Origin of the sequence: Martinezella calliandrae (assembly GCF_030272695.1) — a bacterium.
GTDB lineage: Bacteria > Pseudomonadota > Alphaproteobacteria > Rhizobiales > Rhizobiaceae > Rhizobium > Rhizobium calliandrae.
This window is the reverse complement of the sequence record NZ_JARFYN010000010.1, coordinates 39,958-54,086: the sequence shown is the minus strand read 5'-3', so window position 1 is coordinate 54,086 and position 14,129 is coordinate 39,958. Positions and strand designations below refer to the sequence as shown.

Sequence of the window (14,129 nt, the reverse complement as noted above, 5' to 3'; positions counted from 1 at the left end):
TATTGGCCTTTCAATAACCAATGAGTTATGAAAACCATGATCGACTCCCGCGTCAAATTCCGCCATCTCCAGACCTTTGTCGAGGTTGCCCGCCAGAAAAGCGTGATCAAGGCCGCGGAACTCCTCAATGTCAGCCAGCCCGCGGTAACCAAGACCATCCGCGAACTGGAAGAGGCGCTGGGTGTCGATGTTTTCGAACGCGACGGGCGAGGCATCAAGATCACGCGTTACGGCGAAGTTTTCCTTCGTCATGCCGGGGCGGCGCTGACAGCGCTCAGGCATGGCTTCGATTCCATTTCGCAGGAGCGTTCCGGCGAGGCGCCGCCGATCCGCATCGGTGCTTTGCCGACGGTCTCGACGCGGATTATGCCGCGGGCGATTGAGTTATTCCTCAAGGAAGAGACGTGGAGCCGAATCAAGATCGTCACCGGTGAAAATGCGGTGTTGCTGGAGCAACTTCGCGTCGGCGATCTTGATCTCGTCGTCGGCCGCCTGGCCGCTCCCGACAAGATGGCCGGCTTTTCCTTCGAGCATCTTTATTCCGAGCAGGTGGTCTTGGTGGTGCGGGCAGGCCATCCGCTGCTTGCCGCGAAGCAATCGCTGTTTTTCGATCTCGGCAAATACACGATCCTGATGCCGACGCGCGGCTCGATCATCCGGCCTTTCGTGGAGAGCTTCCTGATTGCCAACGGCGTCGCCAGTCTGCCGAACCAGATCGAGACCGTATCGGATTCCTTCGGCCGCGCCTTCGTGCGATCGAGCGACGCCATCTGGATTATATCGAGCGGGGTCGTGGCCACCGACGTCGAGGACGGCTTGCTCAGCCTGCTGCCGATCGACACGAGCGAGACCAGGGGGCCCGTCGGGCTCACCATGCGCACCGACGCCATTCCCACCATGCCGCTGTCGATCCTGATGCAGACGATTCGTGAGGCGGCGAACGAAATGGCGAAGAAGGGCTAAGTCGCCTTAGAAGGGCAGACCCACATAGTTTTCCGCCAGAGCTGTCGAAGCGGCGCGCGAATGGGTGAGATAATCCAGTTCCGCTTCTTGGATCTTCTGGTCGAAATCGCTGGTGCCAGGGAAACGGTGCATCATCGTGGTCATCCACCAGGAGAAGCGCACAGCCTTCCAGACGCGGGCGAGCGCATGGGTGGAATAGGCGTCAAGGCCGGCATTGGACCGATCCTGATAGTGTTCGGCAAGACCCGAAAAGAGATAATGCACATCGCTTGCCGCAAGGTTCAGCCCCTTGGCTCCCGTCGGCGGCACGATATGGGCGGCGTCGCCGACCAGGAACAGGCGGCCAAAGCGCATGGGCTCGGCAACGAAGGAGCGTAGCGGCGCGATCGATTTCTCGAATGAAGGCCCGGTAATCAGGGCCTCGGCATGGTGCGCCGGCAGGCGGTGGCGCAACTCGTCCCAGAAGCGATCGTCACTCCAGTTGTCGATTTTCTCATCGAGCGGAACTTGAATGTAGTAGCGACTACGCGTCATCGACCGCATCGAGCAGAGGGCAAAACCACGCCGATGGTTGGCGTAGATCAGTTCGTGATTGACCGGCGGAACGTCGGCAAGCAGCCCAAGCCAGCCGAAGGGATAGATTTTCTCGAAGCTGCGGATCGATTTTTCCGGAGCTGACTTGCGGCTCACACCATGAAAACCGTCACATCCAGCTATAAAATCGCAATCAATGCGGTGTGTTACACTATCTTTCTCATAAGTGACATGAGGTGCAGTTCCCTCAAAATCATGGGGTTGGACATTGGCTGCATTGTAAATCGTCGGGGCATTGCTCTGTTCGCGATGCGCTATCAGATCGCGCGTAAGCTCTGTTTGGCCGTAGACCGTGACGCGCTTGCCGCCAGTGAGACCGTGAAGATCGATGCGATGGTCGCGGCCGTCGAAGGCAAGTGAAAAGCCGTCATGCGGCAGACCCTCGGCATGCAGGCGCGCACCGGATTTCGCCTTGTCCAGCAGCCCCACCGTGCCTTCTTCCAGAACCCCGGCACGGACGCGACCAAGGATATGGTCCTTATTAACCCGGTCGAGAATGACATTGTCGATGCCAACTTCCGTCAGCAATTGTCCCAATAGTAAGCCGGATGGACCTGAACCGATAATAGCGACCTGAGTGCGCATGATGTCCTCCCGCGCTTCGTTTTTTTCGAATTCTGCGCGGCGAAGAGAGTGCCAGCAATGGACATTTCGCCCAACTAATTGCACAAATCGAACATTGCGGATGGAGAGAGCCGCGTTGAAATCGGTACCGACCTATGAACTATACGGTGAGAATACCGGTCGAAAACCGGATTTCTGGCTGCATTGCGAAACAATCCCGTCGCGCAGCAGCTTGCACCATTTTGAGATCCGGGCACATCGCCACGAGAGCTTCTTTCAGATCCTGTACATAGATGCCGGGTCGGGTGATGCGATCTTTGACGGCGAAAGCCATGCCATCATCCCTCCGGCGGCAATCACCATCCCGCCGCACTTTAATCACGGTTTCCGTTTTTCCAGGGACATCGACGGCTTTGTCATTACAGTATTGATCTCGCATCTCAAGGCGGCGCCTGGCGACCGCAGCCGGCTCGGTGAGTGGCTGGCTGCCCCGCATCTGACGCGGCTGGATATGAGTAACCAGGACGCAGCTTACGTTGCGGGAAGCTTGAAGCGTCTCGGCGGCGAGTTCACCAATCGCCAAAGCGGTCGCAACGATCTGCTCGAAGCCTATCTTACCTCGGCGCTGCTTCTGACGGCTCGCCTTTCCCAACAAGGCGGTGAAGGGCAGGGTGCATCCGATGAAAGCGAGCGGCGGATGGAGATGCTGTACGGCCTCATCCAACGGCATTTACGCTCGCACAAACCTGTCGCCTTTTACGCCGAAGCGCTCGGCATCTCGCCAACCCATCTGAACCGCATCGTGCGCGACAAGATCGGCCATGGCGCACATGAGCTAATCGCGCGCAAGCTGGTTGATGAGGCCAAGCGCGAACTGGTCTTCACCATTGGCAGCGTGCAGGAGATCAGCTTTCGCCTCGGCTTTACCGACCCCACCTATTTCTCGCGCTTTTTCCTAAAGCAAACGGGTCAAACGCCGCGCGCTTGGCGCATCGCTGAGCGGGCGAAGCTTGGGATGTGATCTCGGCAATCGCCTATGACAACAGGCGGAAATTAAGTGCCAACCAGGCGCCCTCGTGGTTCGAGGTTGCTTGCGCGCCACTCACCATGTGGGCTACCTCCTCACTTGCGCCGACCAAAGCAGTAAGCCATATCGAAGACAGGGCGCGCTCCATCCTCATCCCGAGGCGGGAGCCCTGAGCTTATCGACGGGCGATCCTGGACGGATGAGGACGGATGAGGATGGCCCGGAGGGACGCGAAGGCTAACGCAAAACCTGCCGCAACATCGCCTGCGTTTCCCGCAGCAGCGGCAGATAGCGCTCTGCCAAGTCGGCAGCAACAACATAGGCCGCCGGCGCGCCGATATTGATGGCCGCCACCGTCTGCCCGCGATCGTTGGTCACGGGAACGGCAATGGAGCAGAGGCCGATTTCCAGCTCCTGATCGATGACTGCGTAACCCTCATCCCGCACTCGGCGAAACTCGGCCATTAACTCTTCCGGATCCGTCTTGGTGTACGGCGTATTGGCCCTCAGTTCCGTGCGGGCAAGCACGGCGCGCGCCTCGTTTTCCGGCAGTGCACTCAGCAAGACACGCCCCATGGAGGCGCAATAGGCCGGCAGGCGGCTGCCCGGAGTGAGATTGATCGACATCACCCGGCGTTGCGACGCGCGGGCGATATAGACGACTTCTGTTCCGTCCAGCACTGAGGCAGACGCGTTGTGACCGGCGCGCTCCGCAAGTTGGTCGAGATAGGGCTGGATGATCGTCGGAAGCGGTGTCGCGGCAAGATAGGCGTGGCCAAGCCGCAGGATCTTTGGTGTCAGCGTGAAGAACTTTCCGTCGTAATCAGCATAACCAAGTTCGGCGAGTGTCAGCAGCGACCGGCGTACCGTGGCGCGGTCGAGCCCCGTCAATTTGGAAGCCTCCGCGATCGACAGCTTTTGGCGTGTTTCACCAAAAGCTTCGATCGTTTTCAATCCTTTGGCAAAGCCGCTGACGAAATCCGTTTCGCGCATCCTATATCCTCAATCCGACGCTATCATGTGCGATATATGAACAAAAGTCAAATAACGCACAAAATGATTGCCGCCGTGCCCCTGCTGGTCTATTCCAAAGAAGAGGACGGGTCGTCTCAATGCGCCCGCAATGGCAAATGGGAGAATCCCTATGGACAAGACAATCGCGAGCACGAAGGCTGCCGTCTCGGACATCGGCGATGGTGCGACCGTTATGATCGGCGGTTTTGGTGGCTCCGGCGCGCCGATCGAACTCATTCATGCGCTGATCGACAAAGGCCCAAAGAACCTGACCGTGATCAACAACAACGCCGGCAACGGGCGCATCGGCATCGCTGCGATGATCGATGCCGGCATGGTCAAGAAGATGATCTGCTCCTTCCCGCGTTCATCCGATCCACGCGCTTTCACGGATCGCTATTTAGCCGGCGAAATCGAGCTGGAATTGGTACCTCAAGGGACGCTCGCCGAACGCATCCGTGCCGGCGGTGCGGGCATCCCGGCTTTCTACACCCCTACCGCCTATGGCACCGAACTTGCCAGCGGCAAGGTCATCGCGGAATTCGATGGCCGCCACTATGTTCAGGAGCGCTGGCTCAAGGCCGATTTCGCCATCGTCAAAGCGCAAGTCGGTGACGTGCATGGCAATCTCATCTACAACAAGGCCGGTCGCAACTTTAATCCTCTGATGTGCATGGCCGCGACCAAGACGATCGCGCAGGTCTCGAAAATCGTCGCCGCCGGCGAGCTCGATCCAGAACACGTCGTTACCCCCGGCATCTTCGTCGACGGCGTCGTGGAAGTCGCCGATCCGCAACAAGAAGAAAATCTCATTCGAGCCGGAGTGGCATACGTATGACCATCGACACACGCGAAGACATCAAACTCTCCAACGCCCAGATCGCTTGGCGCGCGGCTCAGGATATCCAGGATGGTGCCTATGTAAATCTCGGCATCGGCTTTCCGGAAATGGTCGCCCGCTACCAGCCCGCAGGCCGTCAGGCAATCTTCCACACTGAAAATGGCATCCTGAATTTCGGCGAGCCGCCGGCGGAGGGCGAGGAAGATTGGGACCTGATTAATGCCGGCAAGAAGGCCGTGACGCTAAAGCCCGGCGCGTCCTTCTTCCACCATGCTGATAGTTTTGCCATGGTCCGTGGCGGCCATCTCGATGTCGCGATCCTCGGCGCCTACCAAGTGGCGCAGAATGGCGATCTCGCCAACTGGCGCATCGGCTCCAAGGGCGTGCCTGCGGTTGGCGGGGCCATGGATCTGGTGCACGGCGCCAAGCAGGTTTTCGTCATCACCGAACATGTTACGAAGGATGGCAAGCCGAAGCTGGTGGAGGCATGCACCTTCCCGCTGACCGGCGTCGGCTGCATCACCCGCGTCTATACGAGCCATGCTGTCATCGACATTGGCAAAGGAGGTTTCGTCGTGCGTGAAAAACTCGCCGCCATGACTATGGACGAGCTGCAAGCGATGACCGGCGCTCCGCTCCATACCGATCGGCCCGTTGCCGACCTCGTCGTGCCGACGCTCTAAAGCGCACCGCGACCTTTCAGACTCGCCCCACAGGGTCACGCATTGGAGCATGGTTCAAGACCGAAGGACGGGAACAACCTGTCCAGCGGAAGGAAGAGATTTAGCTGATCGGTCAAAACGCCGGTCAAAACATAACCAAACCCAAGGAAAAGCCGCCAGTTGAAGGTGTTTTGTCCCTTGTGTTCTTTCATTGGAGAAGACCATGACCGAAGCCTTTATATGTGATTATATCCGCACGCCGATCGGCCGTTTCGGCGGTTCGCTTTCCTCCGTCCGCGCCGATGATCTCGGCGCGGTGCCGCTGAAGGCACTGATCGCGCGCAATGGTTCCATAGATTGGGAAGCGGTCGACGACGTGATTTACGGCTGCGCCAACCAGGCAGGCGAGGATAACAGAAACGTCGCCCGCATGGCGGCGTTGCTCGCCGGCTTGCCGGTTTCCGTTTCGGGCACGACGATCAATCGGCTGTGCGGCTCCGGTATGGACGCCGTCATCACCGCGGCGCGCGCCATTCGCTCAGGCGAGGCCGAACTGATGGTCGCCGGCGGCGTCGAGAGCATGTCGCGCGCGCCATTCGTCATTCCCAAGGCCGAAAGCGCCTTTTCCCGCAATGCCGAAATCTACGACACCACCATCGGCTGGCGCTTCATCAATCCCGTGATGAAAAAGCAGTACGGCGTTGATTCCATGCCGGAAACTGGCGAGAACGTTGCCGAGGATTATAAGGTCAGCCGCAAAGACCAGGACGCCTTCGCTGTCCGCTCGCAGGCCAAAGCCGCGGCCGCGCAGGAAAATGGACGCCTCGGCAAGGAGATCACGGCTGTCACCATTCCTCAGCGCAAGGGCGATGCCATCATCGTCGGCAAGGACGAGCATCCGCGCGCAACGACGATGGAAGCGCTGGCCAAGCTCGGCACGCCCTTTAAGAAGGAGGGCGGGACGGTCACCGCCGGCAATGCCTCCGGTGTCAATGACGGCGCCGCAGCGCTGATCATCGCCTCGGAGGCGGCGGCAAAGAAATATGGTCTGACACCGATCGCGCGCATCCTCGGGGGCGCGGCCGCCGGTGTTGCGCCGCGCATCATGGGTATCGGCCCAGTCCCGGCATCCCGCAAGCTAATGGCACGCCTCGGCATGCGCCAAGAGCAGTTCGACGTCATCGAGCTCAACGAAGCCTTTGCCTCGCAGGGCCTTGCGGTGTTGCGCGAACTCGGCATTGCCGATGACGATAGCCGCGTCAATCGAAACGGCGGCGCCATCTCGCTCGGCCATCCGCTCGGCATGTCAGGGGCTCGCATCACCGGCACGGCGGCACTGGAGCTGAAGGAGACCGGCGGGCGCTACTCGCTCTCGACCATGTGCATCGGCGTTGGTCAGGGCATTGCGGTCGCGCTCGAGCGGGTGTGACTGCTTCACAGGAATTTGAGGGCGGGTGGCCGGGCTTTTTGCTTGCCGCCCGCTTTTTGTTTGCGCCGCACGCATTGCCTGATCGCGACTTCGACTGATATTACCAATGCCAATTGCTTTAATCCCTTAGGTTTTTGACATTCAGGAGGAGCTGTCATGGCTGAACTCGCACAACTACTCGCTTCCATCCGAATTCCGGATCTCGCCGGCAAGCGGGTGCTGATAACTGGCGCATCGACCGGTATCGGCGCGGCCCTTGCCCGCGCCTTCGCGAAGCAGGGAATGAAGGTCGGCATCCATTTCAACGCCAGCCGCGAGCCGGCCGAAAAGTTGGCGGCCGAGATCACCGCCGCCGGCGGCCAGGTGCATTTGGTCCAGGGCGATGTCTCGCAGGATGGCGAGACCGAGCGTGTCGTCAACGAGACGGCAGAGGCTTTCGGCGGCCTAGACGGACTGGTGAACAATGCCGGCGGCATGCTCGGTCGCGTGCCCACCTCGGCCATGACCGACGAACATTATGAGCGTGTGATGAACCTCAACGCCCGCTCGGTCCTCGCTGCGACCCGGGCCGCGCATCCCTATCTCAAGAAGCAGGGCGGTTTCATCATCAACACCACGTCGATTGCCGCCCGCAACGGCGGCGGTAACGGCGCCATCCTTTACGCGGCATCCAAGGGTTTCGTTTCCACCATTACCCATGGTCATGCCAAGGAATTCGTCGCCGACAAGATCCGTGTCAATGCCGTGGCGCCGGGCGTCATCGCCACCCCCTTCCATGAACGCTATACCAACGAGGAGCAGATGGAGCTGCAGCGCAAGACCATCCCGATGGGCTTTGTCGGCACCTCGGAAGATTGCGTCGGCGCCTATCTCTTTCTCGCCTCGCCGACCCTTTCCGGCTACATCACCGGCCAGATCATCGAGGTGAATGGCGGCCAGCTCATGCCGTGAGGCGACTGCCGGCGATCGACTTTTTGCGCTGGGCAATGGTAACCTCTGCCCGGCGCTCGTTTTAGGGCGATGTGACGAAGATGATGGAGCCATATGCATGGCAAAGGCGCCCACTCAGGACCTCAAGACCTCCGTACAACTCACCCATCCGGAGCGCATTTATTGGCCGGATGATGGGGTCAGCAAACAGGATCTTGTCGACTATTATGCGCTTGCCTGGCCACGCATGGCGCCCTTTGTCGTCGATCGGCCGTTGGCGCTGCTGCGCTGCCCGGATGGCACCAAGGGGCCGCGCTTCTTCCAGAAACATGCATGGAAGGGCATCAATCCGCATATTGAAGAGATCGTTGATCCCGAAGATAAGGACGGAGAAAAATTATTGCGGATCAATGATTTTGACGGCCTTGTTGCGCTAGTGCAATCCGCGGCCCTCGAAATCCATCCGTGGGGTACGACGACAGCGCACTGGGAAAAGCCGGACATGATCATCATGGACCTCGACCCCGGCGACGATGTTGCCTGGAGCGCGGTCATCGCAGCCGCGAAGGAAATAAAGCAACGGTTCCAGGTTTTGGGCCTTGCCTCCTTTGTCAAGACTTCGGGCGGCAAGGGATTGCATGTCGTCGCCCCTCTGAAGCCGAAGGCTGCTTGGCCCGAAGTCAAGGCGGCTGCGGAAGCGATCGCTGACGGCATGAGCGCCGACAATCCGGAAAAATACCTCTCGGTCGCAACCAAAGCGAAACGGACCGGCCACATCTTCGTCGACTATCTGAGGAATGGCCGAGGCAACACCGCTGTTGCCTCCTATTCGACGCGCGCAAGATCGGGGACGGCGGTCTCGATGCCGCTTGCCTGGGACGAATTGACCGATCGCACCGGCCCATCCTCATTCACGCTAAAGAATGCAGCTCCGCGACTTGGCGAACGCTCCGCCGATCCGTGGGCCGATTTCTTCGAGGCGGCTGAACCGCTGAAGAGCTAGATGATGTAACGGGCGGAACCCCGCCAGCCAGGTTTGAATGGCCGGTGGTCGTGCCTCACAATAATGGTTGTCGCGGAGTCAGGAGTGGCGCGAGAGGCGACGCATCGTGCGGGAAGCAAAGGTGCCGAGCGAGCCCGAAGCGCTGATCGCCTGGTTTGGCGAGCACGGCGTGGTGATGGAGCGAATTGGTCTCGAGGCCGGCCCCTTGTCGCAGCGGCTGCATGCGGGAATGACGGAGGCGGGTCTGGCGGTCGAATTGATCGAAACGCGGCACGTGCGTGCGGCCTTCAACACGCTAGCTTAGCTAAGGTCCGTCAACTAAAGCGGGTGCTCAAATCGCGAACAATCTCAGAAGGGATATAGGGTTCGCATTGGTGCCATGATCTGGATTCGGGAAAAAGTAGGTCTCCCTCGCGTTTCGTTCGTCCTCACTGATCAAAGGGGTGTTGCAGGTGGCCGCGATCATCGAGTGCTCGGAGTGCCGATCTTGCCATCCTGATCCCAGTCTACTTCGCTTCGTCACGCTGTTGCATTGCCCGCGTCAGGACCTCGAAAATAACCGCGGCCGACCAGCCGAAAAGCAGGACCCCGTTCATTGCGGTTATCGGGCCCAGCAGGCGCCAGCCTTCCCGCGGCAGCACGTCGCCGTAGCCTAGCGTCGTGTAGTTGACGAATGCAAAGTAAAGCACATCGGCACCGGGTGGGGCGATGTCAAAAGTGGCGTAAGTTGCTGCCCATAGCGTCACCTCCACGGCATGCGCGATCATGAGAACAGAGACCGTAACAGTCATGACGACGGCGAGCCACACTTCAGGACGTTGGTGCCGCCATCTGAGGGCGCGATCCACGGTGACCATCAAGGGAGCCATGATGATCGCGTGGATGGCGATATTGCCAAGGCTAACAATGCCGGCCAAGAGGAATTGCGCAAGTACCACCGGTTTACCTCCTACGACTCATGGACATTCCCGTCGAGCACCTGACGCGAGTTCAATTCGCTCAGTCTGGCACTTGATGGCGATGCGGCCGGCATCAGGATCCAGCTCAACGCGACCTTCAAAAACACCTTGCCGGGCAGGCGGCATCCCAACATTGCGGTGCTCCTGGCGACGCTCCACAGGGTCTCGCTTGGCCGAATCATTGGGTAGGCGGCCGCTTTGCAGCCAACTCCATCCGGCAAGCCTCACTGAAATCGAAAAGAAAGTTCATCGCGCCGGAACGCGCGAGGTCCGCGATCTCGTGCAGCGAGAGATTGGGTGCGAGGTAGGCTTCGATGATATGATCCATGGTCCGTTCGGCCGCATCCACAACCGGACGGGATGAAATCAGACGCATGCGGGCGGTCAATGCGTAAAGCAGTACCAGGTCGGAGACGTCGTCCTTCTGATGGCTCAGCGCATCTCCGTAGAGCCGCGTCGCTTCGGCGATGAAATCTGAAAAGAGCTTCTCTCGCTTGGCGACCTCAACCTCGCGATGCTTTTCTTTCAATTCAGATTGGTGTGTGAGCCAGGTGGCGGCGAACGAGGTCAGGCTGCCCATGGCCACGCCGGCGAGCCCCATCAGAGCCGTGATATATGCGTTCAAAATCCTCTCCTACCAAGTTGAATTGACGCGCCGCACGCGGCGGCGCAAATCGTGTGAGTGCTCGGGTGCAGCGTAGTGCGATCGCCTCGGATCTACGCTGATTGGGTGGCACCAGAAAGCCGCCGTCCGTATTGTTACTCAGCGGAACTACTCGATGAACCATCCGTGGCTGACCACCAGTGACTAGCCGGTGAGCGCGTTTGCTCTTCGCCGCCGCGAAATAAAAAACCATGTTCGCCACATCTTCGGTGCCCATGAATTCGCCGTCGACCGTGTCCCTCAGCATGATCGACTTGACGACCTGCCCTCCGGTGATGCCGAACCCCTTGGCCTGCCCGATCAGTCCGTGCTTGGCGTGATCCGGCATCTCAGCGGACTGGCGCTCACGAAAGTCACGCTACAAAGAAAACCGTAGCCCGTTCAAGGGATCATGCCGCATTCGAACATCCTGTTGGCGACAGGAGCCGCGATCATGTTGATGAACCTGATCCGCGCAGCAGGGTGATCTCTCATGAAAGCTGTACCTTGCGCGATTATCCCGGAGGGCGGCGAGCCCTTTTGGGTTCTCAGATCCTCGCAGCTTGATGTTTTGTATTGGTCGATGACTATCTGCGAAATCATCTCCAGAATGGCGTCCTCCGGAGGCGGCCCCGGTGGGGTTTGAGCCATCGCTGAAGCGGTCGCTGCAACAAAAATTGCTGCTGAAGCAAGTACAGTTTTCATTATCGTCTCCAATGTTCATGGATGTTCCGGACAGGACACGGTCCCGTCAGTGAAGATGCGATCGGTTGCAGAGCGTTAGGCTCAGAAAGATTGGGCGTGTCGCTTCAGAATTCGTCCGATTCGTTTGGATGACCGCAGGGGCCATATCCATTCAGAGCACGCGGAGGCTGATGACGCCGCGGTTGGCTTCGATGCGGTCGAGCACAACCACGGCAGCCAGCGTGGCAATTGCGATGATGCAGGAACCGAATCCAAGAACAATCATTGCTCTAGCCTTAGCGAGACCATGTCACGCCCGAGGATGCGTTGGGTGGCAGCTTCATCGCTGATCTTCGGAGCGTAGGGCGAAACTGGATGGGGGCCTTCAAAGCCGCGTCGTCGAGCATGGCCTCCGCGAGGAGCCGCTTCAGCTTTGCGTTGGACGGCCCTCAACGGCGGCCATCGCTGGTGACAACGCACCATCGAAGGATGGGTCTGAAGCGCCCGGCCTTCAGGACAGCCTCGTTTTGAACCACTGCAAGCTTTCATGCCAATACCTTTTAAACTCACGAGAGTTGCACTTCCAAGTGCACTGCAAAATGTGTACTGCATAGTGCAGTGCAATGCAAGCCTAATATCCCGGATCGGCGGGTGAAATTTATTTCGAATCTGGCTTGATGATCGGTATCGTCGGCCATGTAACCGGCCAGAAGGGGAAATTCGCCGCGGTCAGTTTTCCACCAACTCAATCTCGAGACGGCCGGCAAGGGTCAGCCGCAGGCGGCGGCGGTCGGCGCGCTCCAGCATGATCGGGCCCGCATTTTCCTCCAGTCCATGGGTGACTGCCTTGCCTGCGTAGTGCGGAAGGACCATCCGGATGTCGGTGACCGTCTGTCCCAGCGAGCGCACGAAGCACGTCAACGTGCTGCCGCCGGGACGGATGCGCGCAGGGCTGTTCCAGGCGCTGCAGCAAGGCGGCCTCAACCGCGAGGTGGCGGTGGTATCGGTCACGCACTTCCTGGCGGTTCCGGAAATGATCGCGGTCAGCAACTACTGCGCAACGCTGCCGCGCCTGATCTGCCAGCGCCTTGCGCGCGATGGCCTTCCATCCGTGGATGGCCATGCTCGATAGGCGGTGGCACTTAGCTAACAGGGGGCAACGAACGGCACCAGCGCGGGCGTCTGGGCTTTGTAGTCCACATAGGCCTGACCAAATGTCTCGCCCATCCATCGCTCCTCCGTGCGGACACGGCGCAGAATGGCATAGAGCATGAAGCCGACCGCGAGTAGCGCACCGATATGGCCGCGGGCGAGCGCCGAGCCAATGATGGCAAGCAACAGGCCGGAATAGATTGGATGGCGCACAATGGCGTAGGGGCCGGTGCAGATCAGCACGTGATCTTGCTTGACGGTGATCACGCCGCTCCAATTGCGGCCAATGTGATAGCGCGCCCAGACAGCGAAGGCGAGGCCGATCACGGTCAGAGCCGCGCCGATGCCGTATGAGGCAAGATTTTGCGGCAGGAGCCGGAAGGACAGGGGACCTAGCAAGGAGGGCCGAACCACCAGCAAAAGAGCACCGATCCAGATGGGTGCGGTGTTTGACAATCGCGACAACGGATCCTCACTGCGCGTCGTCTTCTTGACGCGGAACGATGCGACAAACCAGATCAGTGCCCAAATACCCCAGCAGACCGGCAGGAACAGCGCTAGTAATGTTGGTTCGCTCATGCTGCGTTCTGGTCCAGCTCGGGATAATGCCGGAAGATACCATCTTCGTTGAAGGGTATGCGGCGCTCGGATTTGAGGTAACGGTCGACGTTCGGCCGTTTGGCCACAGCGTCATGCAGAGCGGCCAGGTGGGGATATTGGGCAACGAGTTGCGCCGTCGCGCGAGGAAAGGCATATCGCAGTCCTTCGAACACCTGGAACAGCGACAGATCGACATAGGTGAGCTGGTCGCCGAATATGTGTGACGGTCCCTGCGGATTTTGCCGCAGGACGCGTTCGAAATAGCCAAGGTATTTCGGCATGCGGTTGTCGATGAACTCGGCCGTGCGGGCCTTGGCCTCCTCCTTCTGGTCCTCATAATATTTCGAGGTCGCGATCGGGTGGTGCGTATCGTGCACTTCGGCAACGAGATCGGTTATCGTCAGTTGCAGGCCGTGGACGACATGGCGCAAGCCGTGATCGGCCGGAGTGAGACCAAGCTTCGGCCCCAGATACATCAGGATATTGGCGACATGGGAGATGATGAGATCGCCGTCTTTCAGGAAAGGCGGTGCGAAAGGTACGTGCGGGTCGGCATTACGCTTCATCACCGCTAACATCGCCCGAACGCCCTGGCCTTCGCTCGCCTGACCGCGGCTGATGTCGATATAGTCGGCACCAGCTTCCTCGAGCGCCAAACGGACAAACTCGCCACGGCCCTGGATGCCGTCCCAATAATAAAGCTCATAGGGCATTCAAAAATCCTTCCGTCCCAAATGCCGCCACATCTATTTCGGGTCGCGGCCAAAATCCTTGCGTAGCTCGTCCTTGGCAGCTTCAAGCGTCCGTCTCTGCTGCTTGCTGAGATGGCTGCCGGCGCGATTGATGTAGAAATTTAGCATCGACATAGCGGAACGAAAGGGGCTGGACTTACGACGATTGCTTACCTCTGCGGAATGCTTGAGGGAATCGGCGATGGCCTTGGGATCTTGCGATTTGAAGATGCCAATTTCCAAATCCAAGGCATCGCTGTTGTCGGTCACCGCGTGTGACCATTTCTTCTTCTTCGACGACCGGGCCATGGCGGGATCCTTGTCGCAAAGACG

General features: G+C 59.2%; 18 protein-coding genes and 2 pseudogenes. 10 read left to right on the top strand and 10 right to left on the bottom strand.

Features of this window, described 5'->3' with window-relative positions:
- Positions 1-36 precede the first annotated feature (36 nt).
- Positions 37-963 (top strand): pca operon transcription factor PcaQ, encoded by a 927-nt coding sequence (pcaQ, locus tag PY650_RS09890; RefSeq protein WP_285878992.1) that lies wholly within the window; start codon positions 37-39, stop codon positions 961-963.
- 6 nt (positions 964-969) lie between these two features.
- Here the strand turns inward: pcaQ and pobA are convergent, their stop codons facing one another.
- The gene (gene pobA, locus PY650_RS09885) at positions 970-2,142 is read right to left on the bottom strand and encodes a 4-hydroxybenzoate 3-monooxygenase (protein WP_285878991.1); all 1,173 of its coding nucleotides are present in this window, start codon (positions 2,140-2,142) and stop codon (positions 970-972) included.
- A 100-nt stretch (positions 2,143-2,242) separates the two neighbouring features.
- Here pobA and PY650_RS09880 point away from each other — a divergent pair, with 100 nt between their 5' ends.
- Positions 2,243-3,142, top strand: coding sequence for a helix-turn-helix domain-containing protein (locus PY650_RS09880; protein WP_432761511.1), 900 nt, complete (start codon positions 2,243-2,245; stop codon positions 3,140-3,142).
- A gap of 243 nt (positions 3,143-3,385) precedes the next feature.
- On the opposite strand, the gene PY650_RS09875 is transcribed toward PY650_RS09880, so the two are convergent.
- Positions 3,386-4,141 carry an IclR family transcriptional regulator gene (locus tag PY650_RS09875; RefSeq protein WP_285878989.1) on the bottom strand — a complete coding sequence of 252 codons (756 nt, stop codon included), beginning with the start codon at positions 4,139-4,141 and terminating at the stop codon, positions 3,386-3,388.
- A 151-nt stretch (positions 4,142-4,292) separates the two neighbouring features.
- Here PY650_RS09875 and PY650_RS09870 point away from each other — a divergent pair, with 151 nt between their 5' ends.
- The 6 genes and pseudogenes from PY650_RS09870 to PY650_RS09845 form a co-directional block, all read left to right on the top strand.
- Entirely contained in the window at positions 4,293-5,000 is a 708-nt protein-coding gene (locus PY650_RS09870) for a 3-oxoacid CoA-transferase subunit A (protein WP_285878988.1), read from the top strand.
- Positions 4,997-5,686, top strand: a complete 690-nt coding sequence (locus PY650_RS09865) for a CoA transferase subunit B (RefSeq protein ID WP_285878987.1) — start codon at positions 4,997-4,999, stop codon at positions 5,684-5,686. The genes PY650_RS09870 and PY650_RS09865 overlap by 4 nt, the downstream gene beginning before the upstream one ends.
- 202 nt (positions 5,687-5,888) lie before the next feature.
- Positions 5,889-7,094 carry a 3-oxoadipyl-CoA thiolase gene (gene pcaF, locus PY650_RS09860; protein WP_285878986.1) on the top strand — a complete coding sequence of 402 codons (1,206 nt, stop codon included), beginning with the start codon at positions 5,889-5,891 and terminating at the stop codon, positions 7,092-7,094.
- A gap of 156 nt (positions 7,095-7,250) precedes the next feature.
- A complete protein-coding gene (locus PY650_RS09855) occupies positions 7,251-8,045 on the top strand; it encodes an SDR family NAD(P)-dependent oxidoreductase (RefSeq protein WP_285878985.1) in 795 nt (264 codons plus the stop codon).
- A 97-nt stretch (positions 8,046-8,142) separates the two neighbouring features.
- Positions 8,143-9,027 (top strand): non-homologous end-joining DNA ligase, encoded by an 885-nt coding sequence (gene ligD / locus PY650_RS09850; protein WP_285878984.1) that lies wholly within the window; start codon positions 8,143-8,145, stop codon positions 9,025-9,027.
- A 100-nt stretch (positions 9,028-9,127) separates the two neighbouring features.
- Positions 9,128-9,325 (top strand): annotated as a pseudogene (locus PY650_RS09845) (IS110 family transposase); the annotation flags it as partial.
- A 208-nt stretch (positions 9,326-9,533) separates the two neighbouring features.
- Here the strand turns inward: PY650_RS09845 and PY650_RS09840 are convergent.
- Genes PY650_RS09840 through PY650_RS09830 form a run of 3 tightly spaced genes read right to left on the bottom strand, consistent with a single transcriptional unit; the run spans position 9,534 to position 10,611 of the window.
- The gene (locus PY650_RS09840; RefSeq protein WP_285878983.1) at positions 9,534-9,965 is read right to left on the bottom strand and encodes a potassium channel family protein; all 432 of its coding nucleotides are present in this window, start codon (positions 9,963-9,965) and stop codon (positions 9,534-9,536) included.
- A gap of 11 nt (positions 9,966-9,976) precedes the next feature.
- Positions 9,977-10,120 (bottom strand): hypothetical protein, encoded by a 144-nt coding sequence (locus tag PY650_RS09835; protein ID WP_285878982.1) that lies wholly within the window; start codon positions 10,118-10,120, stop codon positions 9,977-9,979.
- A 44-nt stretch (positions 10,121-10,164) separates the two neighbouring features.
- On the bottom strand, positions 10,165-10,611 hold the full coding sequence (locus PY650_RS09830) for a hypothetical protein (RefSeq protein ID WP_285878981.1): 447 nt from the start codon (positions 10,609-10,611) through the stop codon (positions 10,165-10,167).
- Between the two features lie 190 nt (positions 10,612-10,801).
- Between PY650_RS09830 and PY650_RS09825 the strand changes: the two genes are divergently transcribed.
- Positions 10,802-11,026 (top strand): hypothetical protein, encoded by a 225-nt coding sequence (locus PY650_RS09825; protein WP_285878980.1) that lies wholly within the window; start codon positions 10,802-10,804, stop codon positions 11,024-11,026.
- Between the two features lie 5 nt (positions 11,027-11,031).
- Here the strand turns inward: PY650_RS09825 and PY650_RS09820 are convergent, their stop codons facing one another.
- Together PY650_RS09820 and PY650_RS09815 are read right to left on the bottom strand one after the other, a co-directional pair.
- Positions 11,032-11,334, bottom strand: a complete 303-nt coding sequence (locus tag PY650_RS09820; protein ID WP_285878979.1) for a hypothetical protein — start codon at positions 11,332-11,334, stop codon at positions 11,032-11,034.
- A 708-nt stretch (positions 11,335-12,042) separates the two neighbouring features.
- Positions 12,043-12,186 (bottom strand): hypothetical protein, encoded by a 144-nt coding sequence (locus tag PY650_RS09815; RefSeq protein ID WP_285879173.1) that lies wholly within the window; start codon positions 12,184-12,186, stop codon positions 12,043-12,045.
- On the opposite strand from PY650_RS09815, the pseudogene PY650_RS09810 reads away from it, so the two are divergent.
- Positions 12,148-12,412 (top strand): annotated as a pseudogene (locus PY650_RS09810) (type 2 periplasmic-binding domain-containing protein); the annotation flags it as partial. The gene PY650_RS09815 and the pseudogene PY650_RS09810 sit on opposite strands and share 39 nt — an antisense overlap.
- Before the next feature lie 47 nt (positions 12,413-12,459).
- On the opposite strand, the gene PY650_RS09805 reads toward PY650_RS09810, so the two are convergent.
- From PY650_RS09805 to PY650_RS09795, 3 genes are read right to left on the bottom strand one after another with little or no spacing between them, the layout of a single operon-like run.
- On the bottom strand, positions 12,460-13,044 hold the full coding sequence (locus PY650_RS09805; RefSeq protein WP_285878978.1) for a methyltransferase family protein: 585 nt from the start codon (positions 13,042-13,044) through the stop codon (positions 12,460-12,462).
- Positions 13,041-13,778, bottom strand: coding sequence for a glutathione S-transferase (locus tag PY650_RS09800; RefSeq protein ID WP_285878976.1), 738 nt, complete (start codon positions 13,776-13,778; stop codon positions 13,041-13,043). The genes PY650_RS09805 and PY650_RS09800 overlap by 4 nt, the downstream gene beginning before the upstream one ends.
- Before the next feature lie 33 nt (positions 13,779-13,811).
- Positions 13,812-14,105 (bottom strand): DUF3175 domain-containing protein, encoded by a 294-nt coding sequence (locus PY650_RS09795; protein ID WP_285878975.1) that lies wholly within the window; start codon positions 14,103-14,105, stop codon positions 13,812-13,814.
- Between the last annotated feature and the right edge of the window lie 24 nt (positions 14,106-14,129).

Coding starts and splice junctions, on each gene's coding strand:
- pcaQ (WP_285878992.1), top strand. CDS start 37: ATGATCGACTCCCGCGTCAAATTCCGCCATCTCCAGACCTTTGTCGAG.
- pobA (WP_285878991.1), bottom strand. CDS start 2,142: ATGCGCACTCAGGTCGCTATTATCGGTTCAGGTCCATCCGGCTTACTA.
- PY650_RS09880 (WP_432761511.1), top strand. CDS start 2,243: ATGGAGAGAGCCGCGTTGAAATCGGTACCGACCTATGAACTATACGGT.
- PY650_RS09875 (WP_285878989.1), bottom strand. CDS start 4,141: ATGCGCGAAACGGATTTCGTCAGCGGCTTTGCCAAAGGATTGAAAACG.
- PY650_RS09870 (WP_285878988.1), top strand. CDS start 4,293: ATGGACAAGACAATCGCGAGCACGAAGGCTGCCGTCTCGGACATCGGC.
- PY650_RS09865 (WP_285878987.1), top strand. CDS start 4,997: ATGACCATCGACACACGCGAAGACATCAAACTCTCCAACGCCCAGATC.
- pcaF (WP_285878986.1), top strand. CDS start 5,889: ATGACCGAAGCCTTTATATGTGATTATATCCGCACGCCGATCGGCCGT.
- PY650_RS09855 (WP_285878985.1), top strand. CDS start 7,251: ATGGCTGAACTCGCACAACTACTCGCTTCCATCCGAATTCCGGATCTC.
- ligD (WP_285878984.1), top strand. CDS start 8,143: ATGGCAAAGGCGCCCACTCAGGACCTCAAGACCTCCGTACAACTCACC.
- PY650_RS09835 (WP_285878982.1), bottom strand. CDS start 10,120: ATGTTGGGATGCCGCCTGCCCGGCAAGGTGTTTTTGAAGGTCGCGTTG.
- PY650_RS09820 (WP_285878979.1), bottom strand. CDS start 11,334: ATGAAAACTGTACTTGCTTCAGCAGCAATTTTTGTTGCAGCGACCGCT.
- PY650_RS09815 (WP_285879173.1), bottom strand. CDS start 12,186: ATGGTCCTTCCGCACTACGCAGGCAAGGCAGTCACCCATGGACTGGAG.
- PY650_RS09805 (WP_285878978.1), bottom strand. CDS start 13,044: ATGAGCGAACCAACATTACTAGCGCTGTTCCTGCCGGTCTGCTGGGGT.
- PY650_RS09800 (WP_285878976.1), bottom strand. CDS start 13,778: ATGCCCTATGAGCTTTATTATTGGGACGGCATCCAGGGCCGTGGCGAG.
- PY650_RS09795 (WP_285878975.1), bottom strand. CDS start 14,105: ATGGCCCGGTCGTCGAAGAAGAAGAAATGGTCACACGCGGTGACCGAC.